The sequence below is a fragment of the Streptomyces sp. NPDC059909 genome (assembly GCF_042730885.1).
In the GTDB taxonomy this organism is placed as follows: Bacteria; Actinomycetota; Actinomycetes; order Streptomycetales; family Streptomycetaceae; genus Streptomyces.
This window is the reverse complement of sequence record NZ_JBHWKX010000020.1, coordinates 59,642-71,155: the sequence shown is the minus strand read 5'-3', so window position 1 is coordinate 71,155 and position 11,514 is coordinate 59,642. Positions and strand designations below refer to the sequence as shown.

Annotated in this window: 8 protein-coding genes; all 8 read left to right on the top strand. The window is 72.9% G+C overall.

Features of this window, described 5'->3' with window-relative positions:
* The first annotated feature begins 382 nt into the window (after nt 1-382).
* Nucleotides 383-2,749, top strand: a complete 2,367-nt coding sequence (secD, locus tag ACFV9O_RS16255; protein WP_385417828.1) for a protein translocase subunit SecD — start codon at nt 383-385, stop codon at nt 2,747-2,749.
* Nucleotides 2,750-2,945: 196 nt separating this feature from the next.
* The gene (locus tag ACFV9O_RS16250) at nt 2,946-3,461 is read left to right on the top strand and encodes a (2Fe-2S)-binding protein (protein WP_385417826.1); all 516 of its coding nucleotides are present in this window, start codon (nt 2,946-2,948) and stop codon (nt 3,459-3,461) included.
* Nucleotides 3,458-5,887, top strand: coding sequence for a xanthine dehydrogenase family protein molybdopterin-binding subunit (locus ACFV9O_RS16245; protein ID WP_385417823.1), 2,430 nt, complete (start codon nt 3,458-3,460; stop codon nt 5,885-5,887). Before ACFV9O_RS16250 ends, ACFV9O_RS16245 begins: the two co-directional genes overlap by 4 nt.
* Entirely contained in the window at nt 5,884-6,738 is an 855-nt protein-coding gene (locus tag ACFV9O_RS16240) for an FAD binding domain-containing protein (protein ID WP_385417820.1), read from the top strand. Before ACFV9O_RS16245 ends, ACFV9O_RS16240 begins: the two co-directional genes overlap by 4 nt.
* A 13-nt stretch (nt 6,739-6,751) precedes the next feature.
* Nucleotides 6,752-7,642, top strand: coding sequence for an AAA family ATPase (locus ACFV9O_RS16235; protein WP_385417817.1), 891 nt, complete (start codon nt 6,752-6,754; stop codon nt 7,640-7,642).
* Nucleotides 7,643-7,647: 5 nt separating this feature from the next.
* Nucleotides 7,648-8,787 carry a VWA domain-containing protein gene (locus ACFV9O_RS16230; protein ID WP_385417814.1) on the top strand — a complete coding sequence of 380 codons (1,140 nt, stop codon included), beginning with the start codon at nt 7,648-7,650 and terminating at the stop codon, nt 8,785-8,787.
* Between the two features lie 418 nt (nt 8,788-9,205).
* On the top strand, nt 9,206-10,303 hold the full coding sequence (locus tag ACFV9O_RS16225) for an XdhC family protein (RefSeq protein WP_385417811.1): 1,098 nt from the start codon (nt 9,206-9,208) through the stop codon (nt 10,301-10,303).
* 23 nt (nt 10,304-10,326) lie between these two features.
* Nucleotides 10,327-10,962, top strand: coding sequence for an SRPBCC family protein (locus ACFV9O_RS16220; protein ID WP_385417808.1), 636 nt, complete (start codon nt 10,327-10,329; stop codon nt 10,960-10,962).
* Nucleotides 10,963-11,514: the final 552 nt, after the last annotated feature.

The window sequence follows — 11,514 nt, the reverse complement described above, 5'->3', positions numbered from 1 at the left end:
GGGCGCGGCCGCCGTGCACCACGTCCCGGCACCGGGCGTGGCCTTTCCCCAGGACACGGACACAGGCGCAACTGCCCACACCGGTCACGGCACCGACGACACATGCACCGCCACCTGCGGCCCGCCGCCCCGCGTCTGCCGGGACACCCCGGCCGAGCGTCCCACCCCTCCTCCCGGCAGAGCCGCAGCCCCACCGTGCCTCGTGGTCCCCCTGCCGGAGCCCGGGCCACCACTGTGGCCGTCACCGGAGGCCACCACGCCTCCTCGGCACACCGCGCGTCACAACGGTCGGGCCCCGCCGCCTCCAGCAGGTATCTGACGTCCCCCGGTCGATCCCCACCGCGCCCGTATCGCGGCCGCGGTATGCCTGTTGGAGGCCCCCTTGACGCGCGCCACCCGTGTGCGGGCGCTGTTCGCCCTTGCCGTTCTCGCCCTTTCGCTCCATATCGCCGTGACCGTGCCGGTCCGCCTGGGTCTCGATCTCCGGGGCGGCACCCAGTTCGTGCTGGAAACCCGGAGTTCGCCCACGGCCGAGGCCAACGCCGAGGCCACTGACCGCACCTTGGAGGTGCTGCGCCGCCGTGTCGACGCGCTCGGCGTCGCCGAACCCACCATCGCGCGTTCCGGAGACAACCGGATCATCGTCGAGCTGCCCGGCGTCCAGGACCCGCGCGAGGCCGCCGAGGTCCTCGGCCGCACAGCCCAACTCACCTTCCACCCCGTCCTCGGCACCGCGGACACCGCAGAGCCGTCACCGCCGCCGCTGCCCAAGCGGCCGAAGGAACGCGTCCTCCCCGACGAATCCGGACAACCCCTGCGCCTGGGCCTGCCCACACTCACCGGCGCGGACGTCGACAGCGCCGAGGCCCGGATCGACCAGCAAAGCAGTCTCGGCTGGTACGTCGGCGTCGATTTCAAGGGGGCGGGCACGGACGCATGGGCCCACCTGACCGGCAAGGCGGCATGCCACCCGGCCGGCGACCCCGCCCGCCGCGTCGCCATCGTCCTGGACGACAAGGTCATCTCCTCCCCCCAGGTCACCCCCTCCGTCGCCTGCCGTACGGGCATCACGGGCGGATCCACCCGGATCACCGGTGCGTTCAGCCCGGAAGAAGCCCGGGAACTGGGCCTGCTCATCACCGGCGGGGCCCTGCCGGTGCCGGTCGAGACCGTCGAACAGCGCACCGTCGGCCCCACCCTGGGGGCCGAGGCCATCGAGTCCAGCGCCCGGGCCGCCGTCATCGGCACCTTGCTGACCTCGCTGTTCATCATCGCCGTCTACCGGATCCTCGGCGGTCTGGCCGCCCTGGCCCTGGCGTGCTACGGGCTCATCTCCTACGCGGCTCTGGCCGCGTTCGGCGCCACCCTCACCCTCCCGGGACTCGCCGGCTTCGTCCTGGCCATCGGCATGGCCGTCGACGCCAACGTGCTCGTCTTCGAACGCGCACGCGAGGAATACGCGGCCCGCAGCCGCAAGAGCCTTCGCTCCGCCCTGACCGCAGGATTCCGCAACGCGCTCAGCGCCATCGCCGACTCCAACATCACCACACTCATCGCCGCCGGACTGCTCTTCCTCCTCGCCTCAGGGCCCGTCCGCGGCTTCGGCGTCACCCTGGGCACCGGCGTCCTCGCCTCCATGCTCAGCGCCCTGGTCATCACCCGTGTCCTCGCCGATTTCGCCGTCGCCCGTCGCGCCGTACGGCGCCGCCCCCACCTCACCGGCATCGCGGGCACCGGGAAGGTCCGCGACTGGCTCGGCCACCGTGATCCCGACCTGATGCGCCATCGGCGGCGATGGCTGGCCGCATCTGCCGTCGTACTCATCCTGACCACGTCAGGAATCGCCGTCCGGGGGCTGAACTTCGGTATCGAATTCACCGGTGGACGACTCATCGAGTACTCCACCGCAGCCCCGGTGGACGCCGACCGCGCCCGAGAAGCTCTGGCCGACGCCGGCCTCCACGGCGCGGTCGTCCAGACCTCCGGCGACGGCGACCTCACCGTACGCACCAACCGGCTGTCCGACAGCGACGAGACGAGGCTGAACGAGACAGTCCGCGACCTCGCAGGCAAGGCCGACAAGGTCCGCGACGAGCTCATCGGACCCAGCCTCGGTGACGAACTGCGCCAAGGTGCCCTGATCGCCCTCGCCACAGCTCTGGCCGCCCAGTTGCTGTATCTCGCCGTTCGATTCCGCTGGACCTTCGGCACGGCGGCAGTCGCCGCGATGGCCCACGATGCGCTTGTTCTCATCGGCGTCTTCGCCTGGCTCGGCAAGCCGATCGACGGAGCCTTCCTGGCCGCCCTGCTGACCGTGATCGGCTACTCGGTCAACGACTCCGTGGTCGTCTTCGACCGTGTCAGAGAGCTGTGGGCCGACAAACGCGGGACACGCTTCTCGCGCATCGCCAACACCGCGATCCTGCAAACCCTTCCCCGCACCGTCAACACCGGCATGGGCGCCGTGTTCATCCTCTCCGCCCTCACCCTGCTGGGCGGCGACTCGCTGACCGACTTCGCCCTCGCGCTGCTCATCGGCATCGTCGTCGGCACCTACTCGTCGATGTTCACCGCAGCACCCCTGGCCATCGAACTCCACGCCCGCAGCGCCCCGCCGCCCGACACCGTGCGCCGCTCGGCCCCACGGAGCGCGGAAGCAATGGGAGACGCGGCACGGTCAGGCTCCGCCCCGGCGAGCCCGGGGCGCCTTCGCCGGGGTGAAAGCCCTCGCGGAGATCATCCCGCGTAGTGCCGTGGCCCGAACAGCTCGCCTCAGCGCACGGGACCTCCCTGTACGCGGGCCGAGCTGTGCGGCCACCGGACCGCGCTTCCTGATCCGACGGGTGGGGACAAGCGCGGTCGCGGGGGTGTCCTGGCGGCCCTAAAGTTGTGTATGTCACGACAAATCGGCTGGTACCCCCTGCCCGGGCCCCGTGGGAGGGCTCATGACCCGCATCTCGGTGACGGTGGACGGCACGCGCTACGAGGACGACGTCGAACCCCGTCTGCTGCTCGTCCACTACCTGCGAGACCGCCTCGGGCTGACCGGTACCCCCGTCGGCTGCGACACCAGCAACTGTGGTGCGTGCACGGTGGAGCTGGACGGGCAGAGCGTGAAGAGCTGTTCGGTCCTCGCCGTGCAGGCCGACGGCGGTGAGGTCGTCACCGTTCAGGGCCTGGGCGCGGCGGACGGCACGCCCGATCGGCTGCAGACCGCGTTCCATGAGCACCACGCGCTCCAGTGCGGCTACTGCACGCCGGGGATGATCATGGCGGCGCGGGATCTCCTCAAGGAGAACCCGCACCCGACCCCTGACCAGGTCAGGCACGCCCTGGAGGGCAACCTCTGCCGGTGCACGGGCTACCAGAACATCATCCGCGCCGTCCTCGCGGCGGCGGACGGTGACGGCTCTTCCGCCCGGCAGGCGTCCGCCGAGTCCGCCGAGGAGGCCGCGGCATGACCGATCAGCTCACCGGCCCCGACAGCGAAACCCGCGAGAAGGAAGTCGGCCGTCCACGGCTCCGCAAGGAGGACGCCCGCCTCGTCGCCGGTCAGACCACCTGGACCGACAACATCAGCGTGCCCGGGATGCTGCATCTCGCCATCCTCCGCAGCCCCATGGCGCACGCCCGCATCGACCGGGTCGATGTCGCCCCCGCGCTGGAGCGCCCCGGCGTCGTCGCCGCGTTCAGCGGCCGCGACCTCGCCGACGGGCTCGGCTCGCTGCCCTGCGCCTGGCCCGTTACCGAGGACATCGTGCTCCCCGACCATCCGCCGATCGCGGTCGACGAGGTCCGCCACGCCGGGGACCCGGTGGCCGTCGTCGCCGCCCGCGACCGGTACGCGGCCGCCGACGCCCTCGAGGCCGTGGAGGTCGACTACACACCCCTGGAGCCCGTCCTCGACCTGGAGGCGGCGCTCGCCGAAGGAGCACCCCTCGTCCACGCGGACAAGGGAACGAACCGCTGCTACGTCTGGCCGCTCGCCACCGGTGAGGACTGGGAGTCGGTCCGGTCCCGGGCCGACGTCGTCCTCAAGCGCCGCTTCACCCACCAGCGGCTCATCCCCAACGCCATGGAGCCCCGCGCCGTCGTCGCCACCCCGATCGCCTCCTCCGGCGAGTACACGCTGTACTCCTCCACCCAGATCCCGCACATCGTCCGCGTGATGATGGCCGTGGTCACCGGCATACCCGAGCACAAGCTCCGGGTGATCGCCCCCGACGTCGGCGGCGGCTTCGGCTCCAAACTCCAGGTGTACGGCGAGGAGGCGCTGGCCCTCGCCCTCGCCCGCAAGCTCGGACGCCCCGTGAAGTGGACCGAGTCCCGCTCCGAGGGCTATCTGGCCACCCACCACGGCCGCGGCCAGATCCAGGACATCGAGATCGCGGCGACACGGCAGGGCAGGCTGCTGGGCCTGAAGGTCGATCTCCTCGCCGACATGGGCGCGTATCTGATGATCGTCACGCCCGGAGTCCCGCTGCTGGGCGCGTTCATGTACCCGGCGATCTACAAGATGGACGCGTACTCCTTCACCTGCACCGGCGTCTTCACGACCAGGACGCCCACCGATGCGTACCGGGGCGCGGGCCGCCCCGAGGCGACCTTCGCCATCGAACGGATGATGGACGAGCTGGCCGCCGAGCTGGAGATGGACCCGCTGGAGCTGCGCCGGCTCAACTGGATCGGCCACGACGAGTTCCCCTACACGTCAGTTGCGGGACTGACGTACGACAGCGGCAACTACGAGGCTGCCACCGACAAGGCCCTCGCGCTCTTCGGCTACGACGGGCTGCGCGCCGAACAGCAGGAGCGGGCGGCCCGCGGCGACCCCGTCCGCCTCGGCATCGGCGTCTCCACGTACACGGAGATGTGCGGACTCGCACCGAGCCGGATCCTGCGGGACCTGCGGTACGCGGCCGGCGGCTGGGAGGCGGCGTCCATCCGGATGCTGCCGACCGGCAAGGTCGAGGTGATCACCGGCACCAGCCCGCACGGTCAGGGCCATGTGACCTGCTGGAGCCAGATCGCCGCCGACGTCCTCGGAGTGCCGTTCGACGACGTCGAGGTGCGCCACGGCGACACCCTCACCGCGCCGCAGGGGATGGACACCTACGGTTCGCGCTCGCTGGTGGTCGGCGGCGCGGCCGTGCACATGGCGGCGCAGAAGGTCGTCGAGAAGGCCAGGAAGGTCGCGGCGCATCTGCTGGAGGCGAGCGAGAACGACCTGGAGTTCACGGACGGGGTCTTCTCGGTGAAGGGCTCGCCCGAGGCGAAGCGCACCATCCAGGAGGTCGCGTTCGAGACGTTCTCGTCGCACGACCTGCCCGACGGCATGGAGCCGACCATCAACGCCGAGCACATCGTCGACCCCGAGAACTTCTCGTACCCGCACGGCACCCACCTGTGCGCGGTCGAGGTCGACACCGAGACCGGGCAGACCCGCATCCGTTCGTACGTGTGCGTCGACGACGTCGGCCGGGCCGTCAACCCGCTGATCGTCGAGGGCCAGGTGCACGGGGGAGTGGCGCAGGGCATCGCCCAGGCGCTGTACGAGGAGGCCGTGTACGACGAAGACGGCAACCTGGTCTCCGGCACCATGGCCGACTACCCCGTGCCCTCGGCCGTCGATCTGCCCGAGTTCACGACCGGGCGCACCGAGACCCCGGCGACCTCCAACCCGCTGGGCGCGAAGGGCGTCGGCGAGGCCGGGACGATCGCCTCGACCCCGGCCGTGGTCAACGCCATCGTGGACGCGCTGCGGCCGCTCGGAGTCACGGAGGTCACCATGCCGTGCACACCGGAGCGGGTGTGGCGGGCGATCCGCGAGGCAGAGGCACGTCAGGCACGTGAGCCAGGAGAGCCACGTGGGGAGGAGGCGGCATGATCCCCGCGGCCTTCGACTACACACGGCCCGAGACCGTGGACGAGGCCGTGCGTGCGCTCGCGGACGCCGGCGACGAAGGAAAGGTGCTGGCCGGCGGGCAGAGCCTGCTGCCGATGCTCCGGCTGCGGCTGGCGTTCCCCGAACTCATGGTGGACGTGGGCCGGATAGCGGAGCTGCGCGGCGTGCGCGAGGACCAGGACGCCCTCGTCATCGGCGCGATGACCACGCACCACGACGTGATCGCCGACCCGCTGGTGCGACGCCACGCCGGGCTGCTCGCCGCGGCGACGGAGACGGTCGCCGATCCCGCGATACGGCACCGGGGCACGCTCGGCGGCTCCCTCGCCCACGCCGACCCGGCCGGCGACCTGCCCGCCGTCGTCCTCGCCCTCGACGGCGAACTCGTCGCGGAGGGCCCGCAGGGGCGGCGCACGATCCCCGCGCGGGAGTTCTTCACCGACTATCTGCAGACCGTGCTCCGGCCCGACGAACTGCTGGTCGAGATACGCGTACCGAAGACCGACGGATGGGGCTTCCACTACGAGAAGTTCCAGCTGGTCGCCCAGGCCTGGGCCGTGGTCGGCGTCGCGGCGCTCGTACGGGGCGACGACGGCCGGATCGCCGAAGCCCGGATCGGCCTGACCCACATGGGCGCGACCCCGCTGCGGGCCGCGGCCACCGAGACCGCACTCGCCGGGGCCGACGGCCCGGACGCGATCGCGCGCGCCGCGGAGTCCGCGGCCGAGGGCACGCACCCCACGTCCGACCTCTCCGCCTCGCCCGGCTACCGCGAGCACCTGGCCCGGGTGCTCACCCGGCGGGCGGTGCTGGCCGCGGCGGGGATGGCATGACGGGGTCCCGTGGATGACCGTGCCCGAGGCGTTCCGGGGGCCGGACGAGGTACGGAGGCGGTTGGAGGACGTCGGATACCTCGTGGACGAAGGGCTGGCCATCGCCTGCTATCTGGCCCTGAAACTGCACCGGCCGGTCTTCTGCGAGGGGGACGCGGGAGTGGGCAAGACCTCGCTCGCCGGTGCCCTCGCCGAGGTGCTGGGCGCACCGCTCATCCGGCTCCAGTGCTACGAGGGCATCGACGCCTCGCAGGCGCTGTACGACTGGGACTTCCCGCGGCAGCTGCTGCACTTGCGGGCCGCGGAGGCCGCCGGGATCACCGACGCGGCGCGGCTGGAGGGCGAGCTGTACGACCGGCGGTTCCTCATCGAGCGGCCGCTGCTGCGGGCCCTGCGGACCCAGCCGTCCGTGCTGCTGGTCGACGAAGTGGACCGGGCCGACGACGAGTTCGAGGCGTTCCTGCTCGAGCTCCTGTCCGAGTACACGGTCACGGTGCCCGAGCTCGGCACGCTGCGGGCCGAGTCGCCGCCGGTGGTGGTGCTCACGTCGAACCGGACGCGCGAGGTGCACGACGCGCTCAAGCGGCGCTGCCTGTACCACTGGTTCGAGCATCCGTCCTACGCCCGCGAACTGGCCATCGTCCGCAGACGGCTGCCCGGCGTCACCGCGCGGCTCGCCGAGCAGGTGACCACGCTCGTCCAGGCCCTGCGGGCCGAGGACCTGCTCAAACCGCCCGGCGTTGCGGAGACGATCGACTGGGCCGAGGCCCTGGACGCGCTCGGCGCGACCGAGCTGGACGCCGAGCTGGCCGTGGCCACGCTCGGCTCGGTGCTCAAGTACCGGGAGGACGCCGAACGGGCCCGCACGCTGGACCTGTCCGCGATCCTGGCGGCGGGAGTGTGAGGGCCATGGCGATGGACGCCCCCGCGGTGCTGGTGGGGTTCGCGCGTGCGCTGCGGGCAGCGGGTCTGGACGCGGGGCCCGACCGGGTGCAGACGTATCTGCGGGCGCTCGACGTCCTGGGGCCCGGGCCGCGGACGAGCGTGTACTGGGCGGGGCGGCTCACGCTGTGCGGCAGCCAGGACGATCTCGACTGCTACGACCGCGTGTTCGCCGCGTACTTCGACGGCCGCACGGCCGGCAGGGCGGCACGAGGCGGGACGCGGCGCCCGCCCGCGGCCCCGCGGCCCCGTCCCGTCGTACGGGAAACGGACCGCTCCGGCGGAGTCCCGGCCCCTCCGGACGAAGAACAACGGCACGCGCGCACGGCCGCCGCACTCGCCAGCTCCACCGAAGTGCTCCGCCACCGCGACGTCGCCGAACTGACGGGCGCCGAACGCGAGCAGCTGCGACGGCTGCTGGCCGCCTTCGCGCTCCGTGGCGAGCCGCGGCGCACCGCCCGGCTGCGCCCGGCCCGCCACGGCGGCGTCGACCCCGGCCGGACCGTACGGGAGTGGCTGCGCCGCGGTGGTGAACCGGCCCGGCTCCGCCGCCGCGCACGGGTCCACCGGCCGCGCCGCGTGGTGCTGCTGCTGGACGTGAGCGGCTCGATGGCCCCGTACGCGGACGCACTGCTCCGCTTCGCGCACGCCGCCGCACGGGGCCCCGCGCGCACGGAGGTCTTCACGATCGGCACCCGGCTGACCCGCGTCACCGCCGCGCTGTCCCACCGCGACCCCGACACGGCCATGGCGGCGGTCGCCGCCGCGGTCCCCGACTGGCGTGGCGGCACCCGCCTCGGCGAGACGCTCCGCGGCTTCCTCGACCGCTGGGGCCGGCGCGGCATGGCCCGCGGCGCGGTGGTCGTCCTGCTCTCCGACGGCTGGGAACGCGCCGACCCCGCGCTCCTGGCCACCCAGATGCGCCGCCTCCACCGCCTCGCCCACCGCGTCATCTGGGCCAACCCCCGCAAGGCCCGCCCCGGTTACGCCCCCCTCGCGGCCGGCATGGCAGCGGCCCTGCCCAGCGTCGACGCGTTCGTGGAGGGCCACAGCCTGGCGGCCCTGGAGCGCCTCGCGGCGGTCGTGAGAGGAGCGGACGATGCGTGAGGATGCGGGCCGCCGGCCCGCGCCCTGGGGGCTCCGAAGGAACCCGGTACCGGCCGGGTGGGCCGGTGTGTCGGTCGTCAAGTGCCGGGCGGGCTGGGATGTACCCGAACCTGCGGGTGGGGTCGTGTGTCCGCGTGGTGCCCGGTACCGGCGGGTGGGCCGGTGTGTCCGTCCTCGAACGCCGGACGGGCTGGGAGTGCCCGGTACCCGCTCGCCTGGCCGGCGCCGGACGGGCAGCGACGCAGTCCTTGCCCCCACGCCCGCCAGGGCGTGTGGGGGTCCGGGGCGGAGCCCCCGAACGGAGGTCCGGGGCGGAGCCCCGGTCACGGGAAGGGTTGGGGTGGGGACGGAGCCGGCCGCAGACGTCCACGCGGCTGCCGCAAGCGACACGCGCGGACGTGCGTGAGAGGAGCCGAGCATGCGTGACATCCTCCCGGCGCTGAGCCGGTGGTACGGGGCCGGCGAACCCTTCGGGCTCGCCACCGTCGTCGCGGTGAGCCGCAGCGCCCCGCGCGGCCCGGGCGCCGCGATGGCCGTCGGGCCGGACGACGAGGTCGTCGGCAGCGTGTCCGGCGGATGCGTGGAGGGCGCGGTCTACGACCTCGCCAAAGAGGTCGTCGACGACGGCGAGGCGCGGCTGCAGACCTTCGGCTACAGCGACGAGGACGCGTTCGCCGTCGGTCTGACCTGCGGCGGCGCGATCACCCTGCTCGTACGCCGCGTCGCGCCCGACACCGATCCGTCGTTCGGCGCGGTCGCCGAGTCGGTGGCGGGGCACCGCCCCGTGACGGTGGCGATGGTGACGGACGGCCCGGCGCCCCACGGTGCAGCACTCGCCGTGTGGCCGGACACGGTCGAGGGCACGCTCGGCGCCCCCGGCCTCGACGCGGCCGTGACCGCCGACGCGCGCGGCGAGCTCGCACAGGGCGCTACCGGGCTCCGGCACTACGGCCCGCAGGGCCAGCGCCGGGAGGACGCCGTCACGGTGTTCCTGCAGTCGTTCGCCCCGCCGCCGCGGATGCTCGTCTTCGGCGCGATCGACTACGCGGCGGCCGTCGCCCGCATCGGCGCCTTCCTCGGCTACCGGGTGACCGTGTGCGACGCCCGCCCGGTCTTCGCCACGCCCAAGCGCTTCCCGGAAGGTGTGGAGGTCGTGGTCGACTGGCCGCACCGCTATCTGGGCGGCACCGAGACCGACTCCCGCACGGTGATCTGTGTCCTGACCCATGACCCGAAGTTCGATGTGCCGCTGCTGGAGGAGGCGTTGCGCCGGCCGGCCGCGTACATCGGCGCGATGGGCAGCCGCCGTACCCACGACGACCGCATGAAGAGGCTGCGGGAGGCGGGCCTGAGCGAGGCGGAACTGGCGCGGCTGCGCTCACCCGTGGGCCTGGATCTCGGGGCCCGTACCCCGGAGGAGGTGGCCGTGTCCGTCGCCGCGGAGATCGTCGCCCTGCGCTGGGGCGGCAGCGGCGCGCCGCTGACCGCGACGGCCGGAGCGATCCATCCTTCCTGAACGCCCGAAAGGACGTGCGGACCATGGAGTTGCAGCATGAATTCACCGTTCCCGTCCCGGTCGACGACGCCTGGCGCGCGCTCCTCGACATCGAGGCGGTGGCGCCCTGCATGCCCGGGGCGACCGTGGAGGCGTACGACGGCGAGACCATCACCGGCACGGTGAAGGTCAAGGTCGGCCCGATCACGGTCACGTACCGCGGAACCGCCGTCTTCGACGAGAAGGACGAGGCGGCCCACCGGATGGTGCTGACCGCCAGCGGCAAGGAGACCCGCGGCCAGGGCACGGCACGGGCCACGGTCACCGGCACGCTCACGCCGGCGGACGGCGGCGGCACGGCCGTGTCGGTCCGCACCGATCTCGCGGTCACCGGGCGGCCGGCCCAGTTCGGCCGCGGCGTGATGGCCGAGGTGGGCGACGAGCTCATCGGACAGTTCGCGGACTGCCTCTCGCGGAAGCTGTCCGCCTCCGCGGCGGAGCCGGAGGGCCCGGCAGCGCCGGACGTTCAGGCGGAGGAGGCCGGTGCCCCGTACACAGAGCCGATCGACCTCGTACGGACCGCGGGCCTCCCCGTCGCCAAGCGCGCCGTGGTGGCGGCGCTGGCGCTGGCGGCGGTGGCCGCGCTGGTCGTCGTACTCCGGCGGCGGTGCTGCCACTGACCGACGACGAGAGGCCGACGACAAGAGGCCGGCGACGAGAGGCCGAACAGTCGCCGAAACGGATCCTGCCCGTTCACGCCACCCGGCAGTGGCAGCGGATCCTGCAGAACCAGCGCGGAGCCGTGGTCGCGAACGCCGTGCGGCGCGACACGGACGCGGCGATCCGCCGACTGCGCTTCCGGCTGGAGGGAGCGGAGCCACAGAGGGCTCCCGGGGCCCCGGGAGCAGGGCTTCAGAAGGCCCCGAAACCGGCCATGGGCCGGCCGGCCGGTGACCGGACACCGAGGTCACCGGCCGGCCTTTCCCTGTCTCCCGGCGCGTCCGCATCGCCCCCGGCCTGCGCTTTCCGGGGTCGGCGGCAACACGCGTAAGAGACCCGTCAAGGACGTGTCGGTGGCCGTAAGGGCACCGTCAACGCAGCGGCCGCGGCCTCCGTCGCGAGGTTTCCTCTAACCGTCCGATCCGAAATTCCGAGCCTCACCTAGGAGCTCACGATGGCCGACGTGGCCTTCGTCGTCACCACGATCGCGGTCTTCGCGCTGGTGGCGTTCA

Coding starts and splice junctions, on each gene's coding strand:
- ACFV9O_RS16240 (WP_385417820.1), top strand. CDS start 5,884: ATGATCCCCGCGGCCTTCGACTACACACGGCCCGAGACCGTGGACGAG.
- ACFV9O_RS16225 (WP_385417811.1), top strand. CDS start 9,206: ATGCGTGACATCCTCCCGGCGCTGAGCCGGTGGTACGGGGCCGGCGAA.
- ACFV9O_RS16245 (WP_385417823.1), top strand. CDS start 3,458: ATGACCGATCAGCTCACCGGCCCCGACAGCGAAACCCGCGAGAAGGAA.
- ACFV9O_RS16250 (WP_385417826.1), top strand. CDS start 2,946: ATGACCCGCATCTCGGTGACGGTGGACGGCACGCGCTACGAGGACGAC.
- ACFV9O_RS16230 (WP_385417814.1), top strand. CDS start 7,648: ATGGCGATGGACGCCCCCGCGGTGCTGGTGGGGTTCGCGCGTGCGCTG.
- ACFV9O_RS16220 (WP_385417808.1), top strand. CDS start 10,327: ATGGAGTTGCAGCATGAATTCACCGTTCCCGTCCCGGTCGACGACGCC.
- ACFV9O_RS16235 (WP_385417817.1), top strand. CDS start 6,752: ATGACCGTGCCCGAGGCGTTCCGGGGGCCGGACGAGGTACGGAGGCGG.